Raw genomic sequence first — 22,644 nt, forward strand, 5'->3', positions numbered from 1 at the left:
GTCGCTTCATGAACTACACACTGGATTTTGCGGCGTTGCTCGGCAACGGCTACCCCGCCCTCATTCTCGGGGGGCTGCTGACGACGCTCGAAATGACCGCCCTCGCCTGGCTATTGGCGTTCGGGCTGGGCAGCGTGCTGGCCACGCTGCGCATGCTCGACATCCGCCCCCTCAACTACGCCATTGCGCTGTATGTGGCGTTTCACCGCAACGTGCCCATGCTGGTCCACATTCTGCTGTGGTATTTCGGGGTCGCGGCCGTCCTGCCGGCGGGGCTGAACGACGCCATCAACCAATGGGGCGGAGAATTCCTGTTTTCCACGATCGCCATCGGACTGGTGACGGCCGCCTATGTCGCCGAAGACTTGCGCAGCGCCATCCGCGCCATCCCGGACGGCCAGATGGAAGCCTCGCGCTCATTGGGCCTGAGCTACCTGCGCTCGATGCGCAAGATCGTGCTTCCGCAGGCGTTCGCCATCGCCATCCCGTCGCTGATGAACCAGACGCTGCTGCTGTTCAAGAATACGAGCCTCGCCATGGCGATCGGCCTGATCGAACTGACCGGCGCCGGACGCGAAATCGAATCCGCCACCTTCAAGACCTTCGAGGTCTATCTCGTCGTCACGGCCCTGTACCTGGCCGTGTCTCTCGTCCTGATGCTGGGGGGCGCCTGCATCTCAAAACACCGCTCTGCCGCGGCCAGAAGCTGACAAGGCAAACATGCTGGATATCATTTTCGACAACTGGCTGCTCCTGCTGGTGGGTCAGTATCCCAATGGCGCGATAGGCGGCCTGGCGGCGACCGTCGGCCTGGCCTTGATGAGCCTGGCGCTGGCCTTCCCGCTAGGCATCGCGCTTGCGCTGGGCCGGATCAGTTCCATACGGATTTTCTACTGGCCCAGCACCGCCGTCGTCTACATCGTCAGGGGCCTGCCGCTGATCATGTTCATTTTCTGGGCATATTTCTTCGTGCCCATCCTGATCGGCCGGCCGGTGGGAGGCGCGGCCACCATGGTCACCGCCCTGGTGATCTACGAAAGCGCCTACCTGGCCGAGATCATCCGCAGCGGCATCCAGGCCCTGCCCGCGGGCCAGCTCGAAGCAGGCCGTTCGCTGGGCCTGAGCTACACCCGGACCATGCGGCGCGTCATCCTGCCGCAAGCGCTGTACAACACGCTGCCCAGCATGCTCAGCCAGTTCATTTCGACGGTGAAGGAAACCTCGCTGGGATTCGTCATCAGCGTGCACGAACTGACGTTCGCGGCGGCGCAGATCAACAACATCCTGTTGACCAAGCCATTCGAGGTCTTTTCCCTGCTGGCGCTCACGTACTTCACCCTCAATCTGATTCTCGGCGGTTTCGTGAAGCTGATCGAAAACCGCATCCAGATCAAACGCACATCAGCAATCCAGGTGGCCTGAATGATTCAATTTGAAAACGTGGGCAAATGGTACGGGGACTACCACGCCCTCGACGACATCAATGCGGAAGTCAAGCAGGGCGAGGTCGTCGTCATATGCGGGCCGTCGGGATCGGGCAAATCCACCCTGATCCGCACCATCAATCGCCTCGAATCCATTCAGCAAGGCGCGATTTACGTCGACAAGACGCCCGTCCACAGCTGCCGTTCGATCGACGAACTGCGCAGCCACATCGGCTTCGTGTTTCAGCAATTCAATCTCTTCCCCCACATGAGCGTGCTGGACAACCTGACGATGGCGCCCGTCATGCTCGGGAGGCTGAACCGGAAACAGGCCAAGGAGACGGCCATGGCGCTGCTGGAGCGTGTGGGGCTGTCCCACAAGGCGGGGGCATTCCCCGGGCAGCTTTCCGGGGGCCAGCAGCAGCGCGTCGCCATCGCCCGCGCCCTGGCCATGCGGCCCCGGATCATGCTTTTCGACGAACCCACCAGCGCGCTGGATCCGGAGATGGTCAACGAAGTGCTGCTGGTGATGAAGTCGCTGGCGAAAGACGGCATGACCATGGTGTGCGTCACTCACGAAATGAACTTCGCCCGGGACGTCGCCGACGTCGTATGGTTCATGGATGCCGGCAGGATCGTCGAAATGGCGCCTCCCGACCAGTTCTTCACGCGGCCGGCGTCCGACCGGGCGCTCAAGTTCCTGTCCGACATCAGGCACTGACCGGTGCACATCAGTAGTGCACATCAGGCGTGCACATCAGCTCATATCGGGTCAAATCAGTTCATGACGGCCGAGCCGTAAGGCACGGCAAAATTGCAGTGCTCCCTGGCCAGGTCCGCGACCTCCTGGTACAGCACGCTGTTCATGTTCTTCATGTACATCGAGCAATACTGGGACTGGGGCATGGGCTTGGTGGTCTGGGCAACGATCAGTTTTCTCTGCTGCACCAGGCCATAGAAATAGTCCAGTGGCAGGCACGACACGCCAAAACCGGCCACCGTCAGGCCCGCCATGGCCAGCAGGCTGTTGATCGTGAAAAGATTCTGTTCCGCCCTATGGGGTTTCAGCCATTCGTCATAGACGGCGTTCAACCCGGACTCCTGATCCTGGCGAATCAGGAACATCCGCGAAATTTCCTCCGGCGTGTATACCTTGTCGCTGGAAATCAGCTCGGGGCTGCCCATCCAGGCGAACTTCAGGACCCCGAGCGGCTCCGCCTGCAGCAGCGGGCCGCGCAGGTCGCCATGCAGGAAGGCCATGTCCAGACGCGCCTCGAGCAGGTTCTTGTGCAATTCCGCAGCCATGCCGATGATCGGGACCACCTTCAATTGCGGGAAGAATATCTTCATCTGGCGCATCAGATCGGGCAGCCATGTCATGGCGGTGATTTCGGTGATCCCCAGCCGGAGCGTGCCGGAAAACGTGTGATGCCCCTTGAGCCTGATCAGCATCACGTCGCGCAGCGACAGCAGGTCGTCGGCCATCTCGAAGATCTCGCGGCCCTTCTGCGTAATGACCGCTTTTTTCGATGAGCGGTCGAAGATCTGGACATCGAAGTCGGCTTCCAGCTCCTTGATCCGTTTCGTGATCGCCGACTGGGTGGTATTGAGCTTGTCCGCCGCCTTGGCGAACCCACCCAGTTCCACCACCCAATAAAGCGCTTCTATCTGTTTGAACGTCAACATGGCCGTGCCGGAGATCCGCCTTCGAGTCCTGTGCTTCAGCGTAGTCTATCCCAGTCGAAACGAGCCCGGCCGCGGCTTCCGGCGCCGCTGAACGGCCTCGGGCAGTATCATGACCGGACGGCGGCGCCCCACGGCGCAGCCGCCACGACCCATCCACCGGAGACGGCGCCATGAAGCGCAAGCGTCCATCGCAGGCGGCGGCCGGCAGGCCGGCCGCCAAGGCGCCGCCCGCCCAGCCCCGCCTGCTGCTGTTCAACAAGCCTTTCGGCGTGCTGACCCAGTTCAGCGACGACCAGGGACGCGCCACGCTGAAGGACTTCGTCGACGTGCCCGGCGTCTACCCGGCCGGGCGGCTGGACCGCGACAGCGAAGGCCTGCTCCTGCTGACCGACGACGGCCGCCTGCAGGCGCGCATCGCCGATCCCCGGCACAAGATGGAAAAAACCTACTGGGTGCAGGTCGAAGGCGAGCCGGCCGAGGCTCAATTGCAACGCCTGCGGACCGGCGTGGAGCTGAACGACGGCCCCACCCTGCCCGCCCAGGCCCGCCTGCTGGGGGAACCGCAGCTCTGGCCGCGCGATCCGCCGGTGCGTTTCCGCAAAAGCATCCCGACCGCCTGGCTGGAGATCACCCTCCGCGAAGGCCGCAACCGCCAGGTGCGGCGCATGACCGCGGCTGTGGGATTGCCGACCTTGCGCCTGGTGCGCACGCGCATCGGGCCCTGGCGCCTCGAAGACCTGCGGCCCGGCATGTGGCGCGAGGTCGATCCGCCACCCGGCACCAGCGCCCTGCTGCGAGCCGACGCCGACATGTACCGGGCCAAAGCGATGTCGCGCAAGCCCCGCCCATGACACGACACCGATATCCGATCCAGGCGCACGACGTCGAATTCACCGCCATCCGCGCTCAAGGCGCGGGAGGCCAGAACGTCAACAAGGTTTCCAGCGCCGTCCATCTGCGCTTCGACATTCATGCTTCCACGCTGCCCGAATCCGTCCGCGAGCGGCTGCTGGGCCTGCGCGATCATCGCATCACGGCGGCGGGCATCATCGTGATCAAGGCGCAATCCAGCCGCAACCAGGCGCAGAACCGGCAGGAGGCGCTGGCGCGCCTGCAGGAGATGATCGACCGTGCCGGCGACATCCCCGAGGCCCGGCGCCCCACGCGACCCACGCAGGGGGCCAGGCGCCGACGTCAACAGGCAAAGACCGAACGCAGCGCCCTCAAGCAGTTGCGCGCCAAGGTGGCGACGGACTGACCGTGTTCAGGCGCGCTGCGCCAGCGCCCAGGCCACGTGCTCGCGCACCAGGGCGCTTTCATGGTCGGCGCGGCCGAGCAGGGCGGCGCGCAGTTCGCGGGCCTGGGCCGCATCGGCTTCGCGCAGCGCATTGCCCAGCGCCACGGCGATGTTGCGCAGCCAGCGCTCGTGATCGATGCGCCGGATCGGCCCGCCCTCGGTCCGCTTGAGGAACGTCTCCTCGTCCCAGGCGAACAGCTCGACGAGCCGGCGGCCGACCAGCGGCGCGCGCTCGTCGAAATCGGGCAGCGTCGAGGTCTGCGCGTACTTGTTCCAGGGACAGATCGTCTGGCAGTCGTCGCAGCCGTAGATGTGGTTGCCCATCAGCGGGCGCAGTTCCTCCGGGATGGGACCGTGGTTCTCGATGGTGAGATAGGAAATGCAGCGGCGCGCGTCCACCACGCCGGGCGCCACGATGGCGCCCGTGGGGCAGACGTCGATGCAGGCGGTACAGGTGCCGCAATGCGCGCTCACCGGATCGGTGGGCTCCAGCGCGAAGTCCACGAAGATCTCGCCCAGGAAGAACATCGAGCCCGCATCGCGCGAGAGCACCATGGAATGCTTGCCGCGCCAGCCCAGGCCGCTGCGGCTGGCCAGTTCCTTTTCCAGCACGGGCGCCGAATCGGAAAAGACGCGGTAGCCGAACGGACCGACCAGCGCCTCGATGCGGTCGCACAGCTTCTGCAGGCGCGCGCGCACGACCTTGTGGTAGTCGCGCCCCCGGGCATAGAGCGACACCACGCCCTCGCCGGGATCGGCCAGCCGCGCGCATTCGCGGGCCTGCCAGTCGGGCGCGGTGTCGCGCGGCAGATAAGGCATGCGCGCGGTGATCACGCTCACCGTGCCGGGCACGAGTTCGGCCGGACGCGCGCGCTTGAGGCCGTGCCGCTCCATGTAGTGCAGGTCGCCGTGATAGCCCCGGGCGAGCCATTGCAGCAGGTGCGGCTCGGCCGAGGACAGGTCCACCCCCGAAACCCCGATGTCGGAAAACCCCAGCTCCCGTGCCCAGGCCCGGATCTGGCGGCTCCACTGATTGTTGCCGTTCATCGGGAAATTATAGGGAAATCGCCTCTCCGGCCCATGGTCCGGAAAACCCCGGCAGGCATCGGCCATGCCGCGGCCCGAAGGCCCGCGCACGCGCATCAGCTTCGCTTCATCTTTCCATCGTAAGATGCCCGGATGCGCATCCTCCTGATCGAAGACGACCCCTCGCTGGGCGATTCCCTGCAGTCGTGGCTGCGGATGGACGGCTACACGGTGGACTGGCTGCAGCGCGGCGACCAGGCCGCCGCCGCGCTGGCGGCGCACGAGTACCAGTGCGTCCTGCTGGACCGGGGCCTGCCCGGCCTGAACGGCGACGCCGTGCTGCAGGCCCTGCGCGGCGCCGGATCGCCGCGCGCCCGCCTGCCGGTGATCGTGATCACCGCGCGCGACACGCTGGCCGACCGCGTGCAGGGCCTGGACCTGGGCGCGGACGACTACCTGGTCAAGCCCTTCGACCTCGAAGAGCTGTCGGCCCGGGTGCGCGCGGCCCTGCGCCGCGGCGCGGCGCAGGACACCCCCGAATTGCGCCATGGCGCCGTCGCGCTCGACCCCGCCGCCAAGCGCGTGACGCTGGACGGCGCGCCGGTCACGCTCACCGCGCGCGAATTCGCCGTGCTGCACGCCCTGATGCGCCGCCCCGCCCACATCCTGAGCCGCGCCCAGCTGGAGGAAGCCCTGTACGGCTGGGGCGAGGAAGTGGAGAGCAACGCCATCGAGGTCCACGTCTACAACCTGCGCAAGAAGCTGGGCAACCGGTTCATCGTGACGGTGCGCAACCAGGGCTACGGACTGAGCCCCCCATGAGACCCCTTCGATGGCCCCGGACCCGGCGCCGGCCCGGCGGGCCTGCGGACGCCCCGCCGGCGCGCGGCGGCTGGTCGCTGCGGCGGCGCCTGCTGCTGGCCGTGATGGGGACCAGCATCGGCCTGTGGCTGACCAGCCTCGCCATCGTGGTCGGCGTGGCCTGGTTCGCCACCAGCGAGGTCTTCGACGACGCGCTGGAAGAAGGCTCGCGCCTGGTCCTGCGGATCGGCCTGCCGGGAGAAGCCGCCGACGGCATCCGGGGGCCGCGCACGGAGCGCGGCGACACCCTGAAGCTGCGCATGTACTACCAGCTCGTGGCGTCCGACGGCCGCGTGCTCCTGCGCGGCGAGGACACGCCGCACACCGCCTTCCTGCCCGATGCACGGGGCAAGACGATGGCCACGGTGCGGGTCGAGGACGAGTTCTGGCGCGTGCACGTGCGCCCCGGCCCGGGCGGCGTCACCGCCCAGGTGGCCCAGCCGATGGAGGAGCGCCTGGAGCTGCTGGAGGACATGGCCGAGAACCTGGCCTGGCCGGCCCTGGGGCTGCTGGCGATGCTGGGCCTGCTGAGCTGGCTCCTGATCCGGCGCCTGCTGCGGCCGCTGGAGGAGACGGCCATGCTCATCGACGCCAAGTCGCCGCACGACCTGACGCCGGTGCGGGCGCCGAACCCGCCGCGCGAACTGCTGCCGATCCTGGACGCGCTCAACGCGCTGCTGGCACGCCTGTCCACGGCCCTGGACAGCGAGCGGCGCTTCACGGCCGACGCGGCGCACGAACTGCGCACGCCGCTGGCCGCGCTGCGCATGCGCGTGCAGCTCATCGAACGCGAACTGCGCCTGCCCGACGCCCACCTGCGGCAGTTGCGCGCCGACCTGGACCGCTGCACCGCGCTGGTGGAAAGCCTGCTGGCGCTGGCCCGCCTGGAGCCGCGGGCCGAGCCCGCGGCGCTCGAATCCGTGGACCTGGAGGCGCTGCTCGACGGCCTGCAGCTGGAAGCGATGGCGCCGGACATGCGGATCGAGCGCGCCCTGGCGGCGCCGCGGCTGCGCGCGGCGCCCGCGCTGCTGGCCAGCGCGCTGCGCAACCTGATCGACAACGCCGCGCGCTACGGCCGCGCGGGCGGCCGCATCCGCATCGAATCCTCGCGGCTGCCGCAAGGCGGCACGCGCCTGGCCGTGCGCGACGACGGCGCGGGCGTGCCGCCCGAGCAGCGCGCGCGCCTGGGCGAGCGGTTCTTCCGGGTGCTGGGCACCGGACAGGCGGGCAACGGCCTGGGCCTGTCCATCGTGGCACGCATCGCGGCGCTGCACGGCGCGTCCCTGCGCTTCGAGGACGGGCTGGAGGGCCGTGGCCTGGGCGCGGTGCTGGATTTCCCGCCGGACTAGGGCCCGCCCGCACCAGGCCGCATCAGATTGCCTTCAGCTTCGTCCTGTCCAATGGAGTCGTCCCGCGAATCGCGGCTTCTCATGCACACGCAGACGCAGACGCACATATGTACATGCACCTGCACGTGCGCCGAAAGAAAGGAATCGAAACCATGCGCCATCCCTCCCTGTCCCTTCTTGCCGCCGCGGCCCTGGCCCTGGGCGCCGCCACCGCCATCGCCCAGCCCACGGGCTACACCGGCCCCAGCAACGCCCCCAAGGCCGCCGCCCCGGGCGGCTACTCCGGGCCCAGCTCCATCCCGCTGACGACGGTCAAGCAGCTGCTCGACACCGGCCGCGACGACCAGCCCGCCCGGCTGCAGGGCCGCCTCGTGTCCTTCGAGGGCGACGAGCGCTACACCTTCGAGGACGCGACGGGCCGCATGATCGTGGAGATCGACGCCGAGGATTTCCCGGCCGGGCAGACCGTGAGCGCCGAACAGCGCGTGGAACTGGTGGGCGAGTTCGACAAGGGCCTGCGCAAGGACGAGTTCGAGGTGGAGCGCGTCATCCTGCTGCCCTGAACCCGGCGAGCGACACGACCGATACGGACGGGCGCGCGCCCGTCCTTTTGCCTCCAGGCCCCCCGCGGCCCCCCTCCGGATCGATGAAGGAACCCGATGAACACCGAAGAAATCCGCGCCATACTCACCATCTGCCTGCTGGCCTCGTACGCCGACGGCGACAAGCACGATCGCGAACGCGAACAGATCCGCCAGGTGGCGCAAGGCCTGGCGCAGGACCAGCGGATCAACCTGCCCGGCCTGTACCAGGAGGTGCTGATGCGCCGGGTGCAGCTCGCCGACGTGCTGCCCAGCCTGGCGAGCGGCGAGGCGCGCCAGCTGGCCTATGAAATGGCCGTCTGCGTATGCGAGGCCGACGGCCGGACCAGCGCGCCGGAACAGGCTTTCCTCGCCCGCCTGCGCGAGGCGCTGGGCCAGGCGCCGGCGGAATTCGACGCGCAGGCCGACGCGCTGGCGGCCGCGCCGCTGGACGCGGCGTCCGTGATGGCCGAGGCGGCGCCGGCAACCGTGGCGGGGGGAGAAGCGCCGCATCCCGCTGCGTCCGATGCGACCACCGCGCCCGATGCGACCGATATGCCCGATGCGCCGTCCGGCACCGCCGCGCAACGCCGCCCCGGCGCGCTGTCGGCGGCGGAGATGGACGGCAAGATCCTCAATGCGGCGATCCTCAACGGCGCCATCGAACTGCTGCCCGAGAACCTGTCCACGCTGGCCATCATCCCGCTGCAGATGCGGCTGGTCTACCAGATCGGCCAGAGCCACGGCTACGAGCTGGACCGCGGCCACATCAAGGACCTGCTGGCCACCCTGGGCGTGGGCCTGACCTCGCAGTACCTGGAACAGGCGGGCCGCAAGCTGCTCGGCGGCCTGCTGGGCAAGGTGGGCGGGGGCCTGCTCGGCGGCCTGGGCCGCCAGGCGGTCAGCAGCGGCATGAGCTTCGCCTCCACCTACGCGCTGGGCCACGTCGCGCACCAGTACTACGCCGGCGGCCGGACGCTGAGCACGCAGATGCTGCGCGACGCCTACCAGCACGTGATGGCGGACGGCCGCCGGATGCAGGACCGGTACCTGCCGCAGATGCAGGACATGTCGCGCGGCCTGACGACCACCCGGATCCTGCAGATGGTGCGCGGCGGCTGACCGGGGAACGGAGGCGCGCCGCCCCGGTTCCCGACTCGTCCGCGGGGGATTCCCGCGCCCACGGCGGCGACAGGGTTTATGCTCGTCGGAACCGCATGCTCGACGCAGCCGCCCGCTCATCGAACCCGCACGCGTGGCAAGCCCGCATGCGCGTCGAAACCGCCTGCTCGCCGGGCCCGCACCAGGAGCTCCCCATGCGCACCCAGCCACTCGTCCTCCTCGCCGCGCTCCTTCTCGCCACGGGCGCCGCCCGCGCGCAGGAGGGCGCCCCGCACGACATGCACGCGGCACCGGCACCCCCGCCGGCGGCGGCACACATGCCCGCGCACGCGCCCGCCCACACGCCTGCGCACGCGCAGGAACACGCCCAGCCCGAGCGCGTCATCGAGATCGCCATGGACGACGCCATGCGCTTCCACCCCGACCGGATCCCGGTGCGGCCGGGCGAGACCGTGCGGCTGCGGCTGCACAACGCCGGCAGGCTGTCCCATGAATTCGTCCTGGGAAAACTCGATGAGATCCTGGCGCACGCCCAGGAGATGCGCGCCCACCCCGGCATGCCGGCGCATCACGAGGCCAACGCGCTCACGCTGGAGCCAGGCCGCAGCGGGGAACTGGTCTGGACGTTCGGCCAGCCGGGCACGCTCGATTTCGCGTGCACGATCCCGGGTCACTACGAAGCCGGCATGCGCGGCCAGTTCCTGATCGAATAGACGGACGCCCCGCAACGAACGGCCGCACGAGCCCATGGACGCACAGGTCCCCGCCAGGACTTCCGCCGGCCCTCACCCGCGCAGGGACGCGCCCACCAGCCACAGCACGACGCTCAGGGTCACGAACGAGCCGAGCGTCGCAACCAGCAGGGTCGAGGCGCACCAGGACTGCTCGTCGTATTTCTGCGCGATGATGGGAAAGATGCTGAACATGGGCAGGGCGGCAATGATGACGCCGGCCGCCTGCAGCAGGGGGTCGCCGGGCAGGAACGCCCAGAGGGCCAGCGCGACGGCCAGCGGATGCAGGATCAGCTTGCCGGCGCTGACCCACAGGATGCGCGGCAGGTCGCCGCCCGGCCGCAGGCCGACCAGCGTGCCGCCGATGACGAAGAGCGCCACCGGGCCGGACGCGCCGGCGAATAGATCGACGACCCGCGCCACGGGCAGCGGCAGCCGCAGCTGCAGCAGCGAGCAGGCGAAGCCGCCCAGGATGGCCAGGATCAGCGGATTGCGCAGCAGCCCGCGGAGCAGGCCGAGCAGCACGCGCAGGCGCCCGCCGCCGCCATCGCCCGCCGGCTCGGCGATGATGAGGGCGATGGGCAGCACCACGAGGTTTTCCACCAGCATGCACAGCGCCAGGGCGACGGCGGCATCGTGGCCGAGGAACTGCAGCACCAGGGGAAAGCCGATGAAGCCGCTGTTCGACAGCGAGCTGCCGACGGCGATCATGCCCAGCGCGGGCCGGGAGAGGGGACCGAGGAACAGCCGGGCGCCGGCCGTGCACAGCGCCAGGCAGGCCACGGAACCGAGCGCGTAGGCGCCCAGGTAGCCGAGGTTGAAGATCTCGTCCAGGGAGCGTTCGGCCAGCGCCTTGAACAGCAAGGCCGGCAGGGCGAGCTGGATGACGAAGCGGCCCAGCACCCGGACGTCGTCCTTGCTGAAGAAGCCGAGCCGGATGGCCGCGAAGCCGATGGCGATGGCCGCAAAAAGCGGCCCGATGATGGCAAGGATGTTCAGCATGGAGGGAAGGAATCGCCGGAGGGCGCAGCGCCGGGTGGGGCATTTTACAATGGCCGCTTCACGCTCACGGCGATGCGGAAATCCGGCCCGAAGGCCTGTTCCAGGGTCTGCACCTGCCCCAGCAGGCTGCAGTCGTAGCCCACCAGATCCCGCACGTAGGCCTGGTAGGCGTCGCCGTTCATCAGGTCCAGCAGCCGCTGCAGCGACTGGGTGCCGACCAGTTCCTTGTTGATGCCGAAGAAATAGCGCTCCCGCGCCAGGGGGATGAATTCCAGCCCGCAGCGCCAGGCGGCGGTCTCGACCCCGATGCCGACGTCGGCCATGCCGCTGGCGATGTGGGCGGCGATGGCCATGTGCGTGAATTCCCCGCTGTCGAAACCGGTGACGTCCTTCGAGTCGATGCCCAGGCGATCCAGCATCAGATGCACCAGGAAGCGCGTGCTGGAGCCGATCTGCCGGTTCACGAAGCGCACGTCCGGGCGCACCAGGTCGCTGACCGAGCGGATGCGCTTGGGATTGCCGGGCTGCACGAACAGCCCGGTGTTGCGCTCCGCCAGGTGCAGCAGCAGCATGCGGTCCGGATCGAGCCAGCGCCTGTAGTGCTGCAGGATCGGCTTTTCGTATTCCGCGAGCGGCACCTGGAATCCGGCCAGGTCGCATTCCCCGCGGTCCAGCGAGGCCAGCGCCTCGATCCCGGTGCGGTAGCGCAGTTCCAGCGGCAGCATGTCGTGGTCGTTGGCCAGGCGCATCAGGCCCTCGACGGCGAAGCCGTGGCTGGCATGCAGGCGCAGCACGGACATTTCCTCGGAATACAGGCGCTGCAGCTCTTCCTGCAGCTCGGACGCCAGGCTCTCGAAGGTGGGCGCCAGGCGCGCGTCGATGCGCCGGTTGGCCCACAGCAGGTGCTGCGCGAAGCTGGTCAGACGCGAACCGCGCCGCCGCGAGGTTTCGATCAGCGGCGCCTGGAATTCCGCTTCGGCCTTGCGCAGGATGCCCCAGGCATGCCGGTAGGACATCCCGCGCGCCTGACAGGCCCCCGCGATGTGGCCGTGCTCGTCGACGGCGGCCAGCAGCCGCAGCACCTCGCCCATGGGCAGTATTTCCCCGGATTGCTTTTCCAGCACCCATTCGGAATGCAGCCGGGGTTTGAACCGGTAAACCGCCATGTCTCCTCCTGAAAGTCTTATTAATATGAATTCGATTGCCTATAAAAAAGCAACCATGATCCAAATATGTTTTTATTATCTTATTGAAATCAAATTATTTTCAAGAGTAGAGTAAATCAACGGCACTGAATTATATATGCACGAATAAACCTATTAAAGCGCATGCCCGCCGATCATGCGCCGGAGACGAAGCCATGGACACCATCCGGTCCGATGCCGACGCAGCCCCGCACGACGCCCACCCGCTGGTGCGGGACATCCTCGCCCGGCACGCCGGCCGGCCCGGCGCCCTGCTGCCGATCCTGCACGACGTGCAGGACGCCCTGGGCTGGATTCCCGAGCCGGCCGTGCCGCAGATCGCCGCCGCCCTGCAGCGGTCCCGCGCCGAGGTCCACGGCGTGATCAGCTTCTACGGCCACTTCCGCACCACGCCGCCGGCGCGCACGCAGCTCGAAGTCTGCCGCGCCGAATCCTGTCAGGCCTGTGGCGGCAACGCCCTGTACGAGCACGCCCGGGCGCGCGTCGCCGCCGGGGATCCCGGCGAAGTCTCGCTGGCCCCGGTGTACTGCCTGGGCCTGTGCGCCCAGTCGCCCGCCGTCATGATCGATGGCCGCCCCCACGCGCGCGTCACCCCCGAGAAACTGGACGCCCTGCTGGCGGCGGCGCGGGAGGCCTGAGCCATGGAACACATCCGAACCATGGAACGCATCCTCTACGTCCCGCAGGACACCGCCGCCCTGGCCATGGGGGCTGACGCGGTGGCCGACGCCTTCCGCGCGGAAGCCGCCCGCCGCGGCCTGGACCTGCGCATCGTGCGCAACGGCTCGCGCGGCCTGCTCTGGCTCGAACCCCTGGTCGAGGTCGAGACGCCCGCCGGACGGATCGCCTACGGCTCCGTCGCACCGGAAGACGTCCCGTCCATCCTGGACGCGGCCTGTACTCCCTGTACGGACGGCGCCCCGGGCGGTGCCACCCGAGGCGGCGCGGCCGCGGCGGGCGGCGCCCATCCCCTGTGCCACGGCCCGACCGAAGACATCCCCTACCTGAAGAACCAGGAGCGCCTGACCTTCGCCCGGGTCGGCCTGATCGACCCGCTGAGCATCCCCGACTACGAGGCCCACGGCGGCTTCGCCGGGCTGCGGCGGGCGCTGGACATGGCGCCCGAGGCCATCGTCGACGCGGTCACCGAATCCGGCCTGCGCGGCCGCGGCGGCGCGGCCTTTCCCACCGGCATCAAGTGGCGCACCGTGCTGCAGACCCCGGCGGCGCAGAAATACATCGTCTGCAACGCCGACGAAGGCGACTCGGGCACGTTCTCCGACCGCCTGCTGATGGAGGGCGACCCCTGCGCGCTCATCGAGGGCATGGCGATCGCCGGCCTGGCCGTGGGCGCCACGCGGGGCTACATCTACGTCCGCTCCGAATATCCCCAGGCCGAACGGGTCCTGGCCGGCGCCCTGCGCGCCGCGCGCGAGGCCGGCTGGCTAGGCGACGACATCCGGGGCTCGGGCCGCGCCTTCGACATCGAGCTGCGGCGCGGCGCGGGCGCCTACATCTGCGGCGAGGAAACCTCGCTGCTCGAAAGCCTGGAAGGCCGCCGGGGCCTGGTGCGCGCCAAGCCGCCGCTGCCCGCCGTGCGCGGCCTGTTCGGCTGCCCCACCGTGATCAACAACGTGATCTCGCTGGCCACGGTGCCCTTCATCCTGGCGCGCGGCGCGCAGGCCTACCGCGACTTCGGCATGGGCCGCTCGCGGGGCACCCTGCCCTTCCAGCTGGCGGGCAACATCCGCCAGGGCGGCCTGGTCGAAAAGGCCTTCGGCCTGACGCTGCGCGAGCTGCTGTACGGCTTCGGCGGCGGCAGCGCCTCGGGGCGTCCCCTGCGCGCGGTCCAGGTGGGCGGCCCGCTGGGCGCCTATCTGCCCGAATCCCAGTGGGACACGCCGCTGGACTACGAGGCCTTCCTGGCGATTTCCGCCATGCTGGGCCACGGCGGCGTGGTGGCCTTCGACGACACGGCCGACATGGCCGCCCTGGCCGAATACGCCATGGAATTCTGCGCCATCGAATCCTGCGGCAAATGCACGCCCTGCCGCATCGGCTCGGTGCGCGGCACCGAGGTCATCCGCGCGATCCGCGACGGCCGGGACCGCGAGACCCGGGCCGAACTCCTGCGCGACCTGTGCGACACCATGATGGCCGGATCGCTGTGCGCGCTGGGCGGGATGACGCCCTACCCCGTGCTGTCCGCCCTGCGCCATTTCCCCGAGGACTTCGGCCTGTCCCCCGCCTCCGTTCCCCAGACCGCCTCGCAGCCCGCCTAGGAGCCCGCCATGCTGGAAACCGTCCTGAAACGCGACCGCGACATGGGCACGCCCGAGTCCCTGTCCACCGAAACCGTCACCCTGACCATCGACGGCCAGACCGTCACCGTCCCGGCCGGCACCTCGATCATGCGCGCCGCCGCCGAGACCGGCATCCAGATCCCCAAGCTCTGCGCCTCGGACAACCTGGAGGCCTTCGGCTCCTGCCGCCTGTGCCTGGTCGAAATCGAAGGCCGCCGCGGCCATCCGGCGTCCTGCACCACGCCCGTTGAGGACGGCATGGTGGTGCGCACCGAGACCGGCAAGCTGCACGAACTGCGGCGCAACGTGATGGAGCTCTACATCTCCGACCACCCGCTGGACTGCCTGACCTGTCCGGCCAACGGCGACTGCGAGCTGCAGGACATGGCCGGCGTGGTGGGGCTGCGCAACGTGCGCTACGGCTTCGACGGCGCCAACCACCTGGACGACGCCGCCGACGCTTCCAACCCCTATTTCACCTACGACCCGTCCAAGTGCATCGTCTGCAGCCGCTGCGTGCGGGCCTGCGACGACGTCCAGGGCACCTACGCCCTGACCGTGCAGGCGCGCGGCTTCGATTCGCGCATCGTCGCCGGCCAGGACGACGGCTTCCTGGAAAGCGACTGCGTGTCCTGCGGCGCCTGCGTCCAGGCCTGTCCGACCTCGGCGCTCACCGAGAACACCGTCATCGAGCAGGGCCAGGCCGACCACGCGGTCATCACCACCTGCGCCTACTGCGGCGTGGGCTGCGGCTTCAAGGCCGAGATGAAGGGCGACCGGGTGATCCGCATGACGCCCTGGAAGGACGGCAAGGCCAACCGCGGCCACTCCTGCGTCAAGGGCCGCTTCGCCTGGGGCTACGCCACCCACGCCGACCGCCTGACCAAGCCCATGATCCGCGCCAAGATCACCGACCCCTGGCGCGAGGTTTCCTGGGACGAAGCCATCGGCCACGCCGCCTCGGAACTGCGGCGCATCCAGGCCCGGTACGGCGTGGACTCGGTCGGCGGCATCACCTCGTCGCGCTGCACCAACGAGGAAACCTACCTCGTCCAGAAGCTGGTGCGCGCCGCCATGGGCAACAACAACGTCGACACCTGCGGCCGCGTCTGCCATTCCCCCACCGGCTACGGCCTGAAGGCCACCATCGGCGAATCGGCCGGCACCCAGACCTTCGACTCGGTGATGCACGTGGACGTGGCGGTGGTGCTGGGCGCCAACCCCAGCGCCGCCCACCCGGTCTTCGCCTCGCGCCTGAAGCGCCGCCTGCGCCAGGGCGCGCGGCTGATCGTGATCGACCCGCGCCGCATCGAACTGGTCGACGCGCCGCACGTGAAGGCCGACTACCACCTGCCGGTGCGCCCGGGCACCAACGTCGCGGTGCTCAACGCCATGGCGCACGTCATCGTCACCGAAGACCTGGTGAACCACGAATTCGTGCGCGCCCGCTGCGAGGACCGGGCCTTCGACGAATGGATGCAGTTCATCCGCCGCCCGGAACACGCCCCCGAGGCCACCGAATCCATCACCGGCGTGCCCGCGGCCGACCTGCGCGGCGCCGCCCGCCTGTACGCCACCGGCGGCAACGCCGCGATCTACTACGGCCTGGGCGTCACCGAGCACAGCCAGGGCTCCACGGCCATCATGTGCATCGCCAACCTCGCCATGGTCACCGGCAACATCGGCCGCGAGGGCGTGGGCATCAACCCCCTGCGCGGCCAGAACAACGTCCAGGGCTCCTGCGACATGGGCTCGTTCCCGCACGAGTTCCCCGGCTACCGCCACGTGTCCGACGACGCCGTGCGCGCCGAATTCGAGCGCGCCTGGGGCGTCCCGCTGCAGTCCGAGCCGGGCCTGCGGCTGCCCAACATGTTCGACGCGGCCCACGGCGGCTCGTTCAAGGGCCTGTACTGCCAGGGCGAGGACATCGCCCAGTCCGATCCCAACACCCGCCACGTGGTGGCGGCCCTGCAGGCCATGGAATGCGTGATCGTCCAGGACATGTTCCTGAACGAGACCGCCAAGTACGCGCACGTCTTCCTGCCCGGCTCGTCCTTCCTGGAAAAGGACGGCACCTTCACCAACGCCGAGCGCCGCATCTCGCGGGTGCGCCAGGTGATGGCGCCCAAGGCCGGCCTGGCCGACTGGGAAGTCACCTGCGCCCTGTCCAACGCCATGGGCTATCCCATGCACTACGCCCATCCGGGCGAGATCCTGGACGAGATCGCCCGCCTGACGCCGACCTTCGCCGGGGTGTCCTTCGGCCGCATCGCCGCCCTGGGCGGCAGCGTCCAGTGGCCCTGCAACGACGAGGCCCCGGAAGGCACGCCCATCATGCACGTGGACGAGTTCGTGCGCGGCAAGGGCCGCTTCATGATCACGCAGTACGTCCCGACCGAGGAGCGCTCCACGCGCCGCTTCCCGCTGCTGATGACCACGGGCCGGATCCTGTCGCAGTACAACGCCGGGGTGCAGACCCGCCGCACCGCCAACAACGCCTGGCACAGCGAGGACGTGCTGGAGATCCATCCCCACGACGCCGAGGACCGGGGCATCGTCGAGGGCGACCGCGTCGCCATCGAGAGCCGCGCCGGGGAGACCGTGCTGCGCGCCACCGTCACCGACCGGATCCAGCCGGGCGTGGTGTACACCACCTTCCACTTCCCGGAATGCGGCTCGAACGTCCTCACCACCGACAACACCGACTGGGCGACCGACTGCCCGGAATACAAGGTCACCGCCGTCCAGGTGCGCAAGGTCACCGCGCCGTCGGCCTGGCAGCGGGACTGGGCGGCGCACGACCGGCGCCAGGACGAGCTCCTGGAGGCCCGCCAGCCCCAGGCCGCGCCCGCCGGCGCCTGAGGAGATCCGCATGCACCCCGCAGACTTCGATCCCCTGTCCGACTTCCCCGACCCGTCCGCCGGCCTGGCGATGGACGACATCCTGCGCGTCGGCGGCAGCCGGGCGACGGCCGCGCAGGACGCCATCGCCTGCGAACAGGCGGTCGCCCTGGAATACAACGGCATCGCGCACGCCGCGCTGCTCGCCTCGCCGCTGCATCTCCACGAACTGGCGCTGGGCTTTTCCTATACCGAAGGCATCATTCGCTCGCCGGCCGACGTGCTGGACATCAACGTCGAATCCGCGCCCGACGGCCTGGTGGTGCGGCTGCGCATCGTCAACGCCCGGCTGCACGCCCTGAAGCTGCGCCGGCGCACCCTGGCGGGCAGCACCAGTTGCGGCCTGTGCGGCGTGCAGAGCCTGGCGCAGATCCGCCGCGACCTGCCTCCCCTGGCCGCGCCGCGGCGGCCCTGGGCGATCGGGGCGGTCCAATCCGCGCTCGACCAGTTGCGCCGGCGCCAGCCGCTGCACAACCTGACCGGCGCCACCCACGCGGCCGCCTGGGCCGAACCCGACGGGCGCCTGGCCTGGACCTACGAGGACGTGGGGCGGCACAACGCGCTCGACAAGCTCATCGGCCGCCTGCTGCGCGAGCCGGTGGACCCCGGCCTGGGGTTCGTGGTGATCTCCAGCCGGGCCAGCTTCGAGATGGTGCAGAAGGCGCACGCCGCCGGCATCCGGGCGCTGGTCGCCGTCTCGGCCCCCACCACCCTGGCCGTGCGGCTGGCCCGCGAGGCCCCCATGATGCTGGCCGGCTTCGCGCGCGATGGCCGCTGCACGGTCTACAGCCGGCCCGATTACCTGGACCTGGACCTGGAGGAGAGCCGCCCGTGACCAACATCGAGCACCTGATCCGCCTGGCCAACCGCATCGGCCTGTTCTTCGAGGCCATGCCCGACCGGGCCGCCGGCATCGACAGCATCGCCGACCACATCCGGCGATTCTGGGACCCGCGCATGCGGCGCGCCCTGCTGGACTATCTCGGCACGCACCCGGACGGGCAATGGGGCGACACCGCGCTGTCGCCCCTCTGCCGGGAAGCCATCGCGCTGCACCGCGAACGCCTCCATCCGGGCAGGGCGCCCGCCCCGCCGCCCGCCCCGCCCGGCACCGCCGCTCAGGCCTCCGGTCCGCCGCCGGCCTCCGATCTTCCTTTCCGACCTCAGCAGCACCCACGCAGACATACCGGGCATTCGACCCAGGAGGAGACCTCATGAGTACGGAAACAAACCAAAGCGGATTCTTCAGCAAGGAACGCATCACCGCTCCGCCCGGCTTCAACCGCTGGATGATCCCGCCCGCCGCCCTGGCGGTCCACCTGTGCATCGGCCAGGCCTACGCCTTCTCGGTGTTCAACGGCCCGATGACCAAACTCATCGGCATCCAGCAGCCCGCGCCGGAGGACTGGGGCCTGCCCGCCCTGGGCTGGATCTTCAGCCTCGCCATCCTGTTCCTGGGCCTGTCGGCCGCCTTCGCCGGCAAGTGGCTGGAGGACGTCGGGCCACGCAAGGCCATGTTCGTGGCGGCCTGCTGCTTCGGCGGCGGCTTCATCGTGTCCTCGGTCGGCATCTCGACCCACCAGCTCTGGCTGTTGTACCTGGGCTACGGCGTCCTGGGCGGGATCGGCCTGGGCATCGGCTACGTCTCGCCGGTCTCGACCCTGATCAAGTGGTTCCCGGACAAGCGCGGCATGGCCACCGGCATGGCGATCATGGGCTTCGGCGGCGGCGCCTTCATCGCCTCGCCGATGTCGGTGGCGCTGATGGAGCACTTCCGCACGCCGGATTCGCTGGGCGTGGCCCAGACCTTCCTGGTGATGGGCGTGCTGTACTTCGCCTCCATGATGATCGGCGCCTGCGCCATCCGCATCCCCGCGCCGGATTGGAAGCCCGAGGGCTGGACGCCGCCGGCCACGCAGAAGGCCATGATCTCGCGCAACCACGTCCACATCGACCAGGCCCTGAAGACCCCGCAGTTCTGGCTGCTGTGGTGGGCACTGACCCTGAACGTGACGGCCGGCATCGGCGTGCTGGGCCAGGCCTCGGTGATGATCCAGGAGAGCTTCCGCGGCGCCATCACGCCGGCCGCGGCGGCCGGCTTCGTGGGCCTGCTGTCGCTGGCCAACATGCTGGGCCGCTTCTTCTGGTCCAGCACCTCGGACTACCTGGGACGCAAGGTCACCTACGGGATCTTCTTCGTGCTGGGCGCGGTGCTGTACTTCCTGGTGCCGGGCATGGGCGCCTCGGGCAACGTCGCCCTGTTCGTGCTGTTCTACGCCATCATCATCTCGATGTACGGCGGCGGCTTCTCCACCATCCCGGCCTACCTGGCCGACCTGTTCGGCACCCGCTACGTGGGCGGCATCCACGGCCGCCTCCTGACCGCCTGGGCCGCCGCCGGCGTGCTGGGCCCCGTGCTGGTCAACTACATCCGCCAGTACCAGGTGGACCACGGCGTCCCGCCGGGCCAGTCCTACACGGTCACGATGTACCTGATGGCGGGCCTGCTGGTCGTCGGCTTCATCTGCAACCTGCTGGTCCGTCCGGTCGCCCCGCACCACCACATGGCCGCCGAGACCGACGCCGCGCCGCTGGGCGCCGGCCTGGCCCATCAGATGGCCCACCAGAAATAGGAGACTTCCATGACCGCCACGACGACACGCACCCCTTCGCCCGCCCTGATCGCGCTGTTCTGGCTCTACGTCGGCATCCCGCTGGCGCTGGGCATCTGGGAAACCCTGCTCAAGGCGAGCGCCCTGTTCCACTAGTCGCGGACCGGGAGGACGCCCGGCGCCGGCCTCCGCGGCGGCGCCGGGCCCCGCGACCCCCGCCCGGCGGCGCGCCGCACCGCCGGGCGGCCTCGCCGGTGGACGGCCCGGGCGGCCGCAGTCCGGGACCCTACAGCCACTTGATCCGGCGGAACTTCCAGTACAGCAGCCCGCAGACCGCGCCCGTCCCGGCCAGCATCGCCGGATAGCCGTAGGTCCAGCCGAGTTCCGGCATGTGGTTGAAATTCATGCCGTAGATGCCCGCCACCGCCGTGGGCACGGCCAGGATGGCGGCCCAGGCGGCCAGCTTGCGGGTGATGTCGGTCTGCTGCATCTGGCTGATCATCATGCTGGCCTCGAAGGCGAAGGCGAGCGCCTCGCGCAGGCCGGCGATGGATTCGACGATGCGCTGGATGCGGTCGGCGACCTCGTTGAAATACGCCCGGCTGTCGGCGCCGATGTTGCGCATGTCCACGCGGGCCAGGCGGCGGCAGATCTCCACCAGCGGCGCGATCGCCGTCTGCATGCGCAGCAGGTCGCGCCGCAGGCGGTACAGGCGGCGGATGTCCATTTCGCGGAAGCCGCGCAGCAGGAACTGGTGCTCGACGTTCTCGACCCGGCCCTCCATGTGGTCCAGCGCCTCGACGGCGCGGTCCGCCAGCAGGTCCAGCAGCGTGGAGGCGACGTAATCGCTGCCCCGGCTGAGGAATTCAGGCGCCTCGGCCAGCTGGTTGCGCAGTTCCCGGTACGACCCTTCCGCGTGGCGGCGGATCGTCAGCAGGTAGCCCGGCCCAATCAGCAGCTGGGTGTCGCCGAAGCCGGGCCGGTCCTGGACGATCTCGACCGTCACCACGACCACCAGCGTCAGCTGGTCGTATTCGATGATCTTCGGGCGCCGGTGCGGGGCGATGATTTCCTCGATGGCGCGGCCGGGCAGACCCAGGCGCCGGCCCACGTCACGCACCAGGGCCTCGTCGGGCTCCTTCAGGCCGACCCACAGCAGGCCGGATCCGGCCGCGGCCGTCCCCAGTTCGGCCAGGCCGACGTCGCGGTCCGGCTGCCCGGGCAGGTACAGGGTGGAGGCCACGGCGGCGTGCCGGAAGGCCGCTTCCAGGCGGGCGCCGGCGGTATCGGCAGCATCCGCGGCAGCGGCGCCGGCGTCGGATGGCGGCCGGGCCGCCGCCTCATCGGCGGGTGTCGGCGGATTCATCGTGCTCTCCTCGAATGCTCCTGGAAGGGTCCGCGCATGCATCCCGCGTACTCCCGGGATGCTCCTTGCGTACTCCTGGAATGCTCCTGGAATGCTTCCCGGCCGCGGGCGCATGCCTCATGCCCGGCGGCGGGCGGCTTCTAGCCCGGCCAGGCGCGCAGGAATGCCAGCAGCACCTGCGCGGCGTTGTCCGCGGCGATGTGCAGGAAGGCGTCCATTTCATTTTCGCCCGGCCCGCCGCCGGCCAGGTCGCTGAGCGAGCGAAAGGCGATGAAGGGCACGCCCGCGCGCCAGGCGACCTGGGCGCAGGCGGCGCTTTCCATGTCCAGCACGTTGGCCTGGAAGGTGCGGAAGGCGTAGCGGCGGAAATCCGCGTTGTCCACGAAGGCCTGGCCGGACACGCCGTTGCCGCCGACCACCAGGCGCGGGCGCTCGTCCAGGCAGCGGTCCTCGCGGTCGCAGGCGCGCAGGGGCACGGACTGGATGCCGCGCGCCACGGCCAGCATGCCCGGATCGGCCTCGAACCAGAATTTTTCCTGGATGCCCGTCCCGCCGCCCGCCGAACGCGCGTCCGCCACACCGCCCGCCACGCCGTCCGCATCCCCGCCCGGCCGCACGCGCACGGCGCGCGGCTGCATCATGCCGTAGGGGGCGAACTGGAAGGTCCCCTTGGACGCTGGCGCACGATACTGCCCCGGCGCGGTTTCCCGCATCATGACCACTTCCAGGTACTGCCCCCAGCGCTCCGGGACGCTGACGTCGCCGATGCGCAGATCCGGATTCACGCCGCCCGCGATGCCGCTGAAGATCAGGTGCGTGACGTGGAAGCGGTCGAACAGCAGCTGGGTGTTCATGGCGGCATTGACCATGCTGATGCCGCTGAGCGACAGCACGACGGGCTTGCCTTCGAGGCGGCCGGTGATGAACTCGACGCCCTGGACGGCGTGGACGCGCGGGTCCTGCAGACGGGCGCGCAGCAGCTCCAGCTCCGGCGCGAAGGCGGACAGGATCGCCATGCGCGGGGCTTCGTCCAGCCGCCCGGCGGCCTGGACGGCCGCCGCCGGACCGGACCCGGCGGGCGCGGCGGCCGTGGCAGCCGGCGCCGCCGCGCCCAGCCACGCACAGGCCCAGAGCAGGAGGGCGGCGGCCCGGCACGCGGCGGCGCGCGGCGCCGGCCG

General features: G+C 69.6%; 23 protein-coding genes. 17 read left to right on the plus strand and 6 right to left on the minus strand.

Annotated elements, in window-relative coordinates; all coding sequences use genetic code 11:
• The first annotated feature begins 8 nt into the window (after nucleotides 1-8).
• The 3 genes from HNR28_RS00240 to HNR28_RS00250 are packed head-to-tail and all read left to right on the plus strand — an operon-like array spanning nucleotide 9 to nucleotide 2,145.
• Nucleotides 9-710 carry an amino acid ABC transporter permease gene (locus HNR28_RS00240; protein WP_043679840.1) on the plus strand — a complete coding sequence of 234 codons (702 nt, stop codon included), beginning with the start codon at nucleotides 9-11 and terminating at the stop codon, nucleotides 708-710.
• A gap of 10 nt (nucleotides 711-720) precedes the next feature.
• Nucleotides 721-1,422, plus strand: coding sequence for an amino acid ABC transporter permease (locus HNR28_RS00245; protein ID WP_043679837.1), 702 nt, complete (start codon nucleotides 721-723; stop codon nucleotides 1,420-1,422).
• The gene (locus HNR28_RS00250; RefSeq protein WP_151023931.1) at nucleotides 1,423-2,145 is read left to right on the plus strand and encodes an amino acid ABC transporter ATP-binding protein; all 723 of its coding nucleotides are present in this window, start codon (nucleotides 1,423-1,425) and stop codon (nucleotides 2,143-2,145) included.
• 56 nt (nucleotides 2,146-2,201) lie between these two features.
• On the opposite strand, the gene HNR28_RS00255 is transcribed toward HNR28_RS00250, so the two are convergent.
• Nucleotides 2,202-3,110 (minus strand): LysR family transcriptional regulator, encoded by a 909-nt coding sequence (locus HNR28_RS00255; RefSeq protein ID WP_043679831.1) that lies wholly within the window; start codon nucleotides 3,108-3,110, stop codon nucleotides 2,202-2,204.
• Nucleotides 3,111-3,280: 170 nt separating this feature from the next.
• Between HNR28_RS00255 and HNR28_RS00260 the strand changes: the two genes are divergently transcribed.
• Nucleotides 3,281-3,961, plus strand: coding sequence for a pseudouridine synthase (locus HNR28_RS00260; RefSeq protein WP_151023930.1), 681 nt, complete (start codon nucleotides 3,281-3,283; stop codon nucleotides 3,959-3,961).
• Nucleotides 3,958-4,368, plus strand: coding sequence for an alternative ribosome rescue aminoacyl-tRNA hydrolase ArfB (gene arfB, locus HNR28_RS00265; protein ID WP_043679827.1), 411 nt, complete (start codon nucleotides 3,958-3,960; stop codon nucleotides 4,366-4,368). Before HNR28_RS00260 ends, arfB begins: the two co-directional genes overlap by 4 nt.
• 6 nt (nucleotides 4,369-4,374) lie before the next feature.
• Here arfB and queG read toward each other — a convergent pair whose 3' ends face one another.
• Nucleotides 4,375-5,424: a tRNA epoxyqueuosine(34) reductase QueG gene (gene queG / locus HNR28_RS00270; protein ID WP_043685617.1), complete on the minus strand. Its 1,050-nt coding sequence runs from the start codon at nucleotides 5,422-5,424 to the stop codon at nucleotides 4,375-4,377.
• Between the two features lie 162 nt (nucleotides 5,425-5,586).
• Between queG and HNR28_RS00275 the strand changes: the two genes are divergently transcribed.
• From HNR28_RS00275 to HNR28_RS00295, 5 genes are all read left to right on the plus strand, one after another.
• A complete protein-coding gene (locus HNR28_RS00275; RefSeq protein ID WP_151023929.1) occupies nucleotides 5,587-6,255 on the plus strand; it encodes a response regulator transcription factor in 669 nt (222 codons plus the stop codon).
• Nucleotides 6,252-7,643: an ATP-binding protein gene (locus HNR28_RS00280; protein WP_170288417.1), complete on the plus strand. Its 1,392-nt coding sequence runs from the start codon at nucleotides 6,252-6,254 to the stop codon at nucleotides 7,641-7,643. Before HNR28_RS00275 ends, HNR28_RS00280 begins: the two co-directional genes overlap by 4 nt.
• A 152-nt stretch (nucleotides 7,644-7,795) precedes the next feature.
• The gene (locus HNR28_RS00285; protein ID WP_043685614.1) at nucleotides 7,796-8,206 is read left to right on the plus strand and encodes a YgiW/YdeI family stress tolerance OB fold protein; all 411 of its coding nucleotides are present in this window, start codon (nucleotides 7,796-7,798) and stop codon (nucleotides 8,204-8,206) included.
• Nucleotides 8,207-8,302: 96 nt separating this feature from the next.
• A complete protein-coding gene (locus HNR28_RS00290) occupies nucleotides 8,303-9,346 on the plus strand; it encodes a YcjF family protein (RefSeq protein ID WP_043679818.1) in 1,044 nt (347 codons plus the stop codon).
• A gap of 194 nt (nucleotides 9,347-9,540) precedes the next feature.
• Complete coding sequence (locus HNR28_RS00295) at nucleotides 9,541-10,059, plus strand: cupredoxin domain-containing protein (protein WP_043685611.1); 519 nt, start codon at nucleotides 9,541-9,543, stop codon at nucleotides 10,057-10,059.
• Nucleotides 10,060-10,131: 72 nt separating this feature from the next.
• Here the strand turns inward: HNR28_RS00295 and HNR28_RS00300 are convergent, their stop codons facing one another.
• Together HNR28_RS00300 and HNR28_RS00305 are read right to left on the minus strand one after the other, a co-directional pair.
• On the minus strand, nucleotides 10,132-11,079 hold the full coding sequence (locus tag HNR28_RS00300) for an AEC family transporter (RefSeq protein ID WP_043679815.1): 948 nt from the start codon (nucleotides 11,077-11,079) through the stop codon (nucleotides 10,132-10,134).
• A 44-nt stretch (nucleotides 11,080-11,123) separates the two neighbouring features.
• Nucleotides 11,124-12,245 carry a substrate-binding domain-containing protein gene (locus HNR28_RS00305; RefSeq protein WP_043679813.1) on the minus strand — a complete coding sequence of 374 codons (1,122 nt, stop codon included), beginning with the start codon at nucleotides 12,243-12,245 and terminating at the stop codon, nucleotides 11,124-11,126.
• A gap of 194 nt (nucleotides 12,246-12,439) precedes the next feature.
• Here HNR28_RS00305 and HNR28_RS00310 point away from each other — a divergent pair, with 194 nt between their 5' ends.
• Genes HNR28_RS00310 through HNR28_RS18085 form a run of 7 tightly spaced genes read left to right on the plus strand, consistent with a single transcriptional unit; the run spans nucleotide 12,440 to nucleotide 20,256 of the window.
• Nucleotides 12,440-12,922 (plus strand): NAD(P)H-dependent oxidoreductase subunit E, encoded by a 483-nt coding sequence (locus HNR28_RS00310; RefSeq protein ID WP_043679810.1) that lies wholly within the window; start codon nucleotides 12,440-12,442, stop codon nucleotides 12,920-12,922.
• Nucleotides 12,923-12,925: 3 nt separating this feature from the next.
• Complete coding sequence (locus HNR28_RS00315; protein ID WP_148304865.1) at nucleotides 12,926-14,566, plus strand: formate dehydrogenase beta subunit; 1,641 nt, start codon at nucleotides 12,926-12,928, stop codon at nucleotides 14,564-14,566.
• Between the two features lie 9 nt (nucleotides 14,567-14,575).
• On the plus strand, nucleotides 14,576-17,449 hold the full coding sequence (fdhF, locus tag HNR28_RS00320; protein ID WP_043679804.1) for a formate dehydrogenase subunit alpha: 2,874 nt from the start codon (nucleotides 14,576-14,578) through the stop codon (nucleotides 17,447-17,449).
• A 10-nt stretch (nucleotides 17,450-17,459) separates the two neighbouring features.
• A complete protein-coding gene (gene fdhD, locus HNR28_RS00325) occupies nucleotides 17,460-18,323 on the plus strand; it encodes a formate dehydrogenase accessory sulfurtransferase FdhD (protein ID WP_244978139.1) in 864 nt (287 codons plus the stop codon).
• On the plus strand, nucleotides 18,320-18,706 hold the full coding sequence (locus tag HNR28_RS18770; protein ID WP_151023928.1) for a formate dehydrogenase subunit delta: 387 nt from the start codon (nucleotides 18,320-18,322) through the stop codon (nucleotides 18,704-18,706). Before fdhD ends, HNR28_RS18770 begins: the two co-directional genes overlap by 4 nt.
• The gene (locus HNR28_RS00335) at nucleotides 18,703-20,121 is read left to right on the plus strand and encodes an L-lactate MFS transporter (protein ID WP_151023927.1); all 1,419 of its coding nucleotides are present in this window, start codon (nucleotides 18,703-18,705) and stop codon (nucleotides 20,119-20,121) included. Before HNR28_RS18770 ends, HNR28_RS00335 begins: the two co-directional genes overlap by 4 nt.
• 9 nt (nucleotides 20,122-20,130) lie before the next feature.
• A complete protein-coding gene (locus HNR28_RS18085; protein WP_198408286.1) occupies nucleotides 20,131-20,256 on the plus strand; it encodes an MFS transporter small subunit in 126 nt (41 codons plus the stop codon).
• Between the two features lie 130 nt (nucleotides 20,257-20,386).
• On the opposite strand, the gene HNR28_RS00340 is transcribed toward HNR28_RS18085, so the two are convergent.
• Complete coding sequence (locus HNR28_RS00340) at nucleotides 20,387-21,466, minus strand: magnesium and cobalt transport protein CorA (protein ID WP_151025650.1); 1,080 nt, start codon at nucleotides 21,464-21,466, stop codon at nucleotides 20,387-20,389.
• A gap of 140 nt (nucleotides 21,467-21,606) precedes the next feature.
• Nucleotides 21,607-22,482 (minus strand): 5'-methylthioadenosine/S-adenosylhomocysteine nucleosidase, encoded by an 876-nt coding sequence (locus HNR28_RS00345; protein ID WP_151025651.1) that lies wholly within the window; start codon nucleotides 22,480-22,482, stop codon nucleotides 21,607-21,609.
• Between the last annotated feature and the right edge of the window lie 162 nt (nucleotides 22,483-22,644).

It is taken from the genome of Castellaniella defragrans (genome assembly GCF_014203015.1).
In the GTDB taxonomy this organism is placed as follows: domain Bacteria; phylum Pseudomonadota; class Gammaproteobacteria; order Burkholderiales; family Burkholderiaceae_B; genus Castellaniella; species Castellaniella defragrans.

Coding starts and splice junctions, on each gene's coding strand:
- HNR28_RS00240 (WP_043679840.1), top strand. CDS start 9: ATGAACTACACACTGGATTTTGCGGCGTTGCTCGGCAACGGCTACCCC.
- HNR28_RS00245 (WP_043679837.1), top strand. CDS start 721: ATGCTGGATATCATTTTCGACAACTGGCTGCTCCTGCTGGTGGGTCAG.
- HNR28_RS00250 (WP_151023931.1), top strand. CDS start 1,423: ATGATTCAATTTGAAAACGTGGGCAAATGGTACGGGGACTACCACGCC.
- HNR28_RS00255 (WP_043679831.1), bottom strand. CDS start 3,110: ATGTTGACGTTCAAACAGATAGAAGCGCTTTATTGGGTGGTGGAACTG.
- HNR28_RS00260 (WP_151023930.1), top strand. CDS start 3,281: ATGAAGCGCAAGCGTCCATCGCAGGCGGCGGCCGGCAGGCCGGCCGCC.
- arfB (WP_043679827.1), top strand. CDS start 3,958: ATGACACGACACCGATATCCGATCCAGGCGCACGACGTCGAATTCACC.
- HNR28_RS00275 (WP_151023929.1), top strand. CDS start 5,587: ATGCGCATCCTCCTGATCGAAGACGACCCCTCGCTGGGCGATTCCCTG.
- HNR28_RS00280 (WP_170288417.1), top strand. CDS start 6,252: ATGAGACCCCTTCGATGGCCCCGGACCCGGCGCCGGCCCGGCGGGCCT.
- HNR28_RS00285 (WP_043685614.1), top strand. CDS start 7,796: ATGCGCCATCCCTCCCTGTCCCTTCTTGCCGCCGCGGCCCTGGCCCTG.
- HNR28_RS00290 (WP_043679818.1), top strand. CDS start 8,303: ATGAACACCGAAGAAATCCGCGCCATACTCACCATCTGCCTGCTGGCC.
- HNR28_RS00295 (WP_043685611.1), top strand. CDS start 9,541: ATGCGCACCCAGCCACTCGTCCTCCTCGCCGCGCTCCTTCTCGCCACG.
- HNR28_RS00300 (WP_043679815.1), bottom strand. CDS start 11,079: ATGCTGAACATCCTTGCCATCATCGGGCCGCTTTTTGCGGCCATCGCC.
- HNR28_RS00305 (WP_043679813.1), bottom strand. CDS start 12,245: ATGGCGGTTTACCGGTTCAAACCCCGGCTGCATTCCGAATGGGTGCTG.
- HNR28_RS00310 (WP_043679810.1), top strand. CDS start 12,440: ATGGACACCATCCGGTCCGATGCCGACGCAGCCCCGCACGACGCCCAC.
- HNR28_RS00315 (WP_148304865.1), top strand. CDS start 12,926: ATGGAACACATCCGAACCATGGAACGCATCCTCTACGTCCCGCAGGAC.
- fdhF (WP_043679804.1), top strand. CDS start 14,576: ATGCTGGAAACCGTCCTGAAACGCGACCGCGACATGGGCACGCCCGAG.
- fdhD (WP_244978139.1), top strand. CDS start 17,460: ATGCACCCCGCAGACTTCGATCCCCTGTCCGACTTCCCCGACCCGTCC.
- HNR28_RS00335 (WP_151023927.1), top strand. CDS start 18,703: ATGAGTACGGAAACAAACCAAAGCGGATTCTTCAGCAAGGAACGCATC.
- HNR28_RS18085 (WP_198408286.1), top strand. CDS start 20,131: ATGACCGCCACGACGACACGCACCCCTTCGCCCGCCCTGATCGCGCTG.
- HNR28_RS00340 (WP_151025650.1), bottom strand. CDS start 21,466: ATGAATCCGCCGACACCCGCCGATGAGGCGGCGGCCCGGCCGCCATCC.
- HNR28_RS00345 (WP_151025651.1), bottom strand. CDS start 22,482: ATGGCGATCCTGTCCGCCTTCGCGCCGGAGCTGGAGCTGCTGCGCGCC.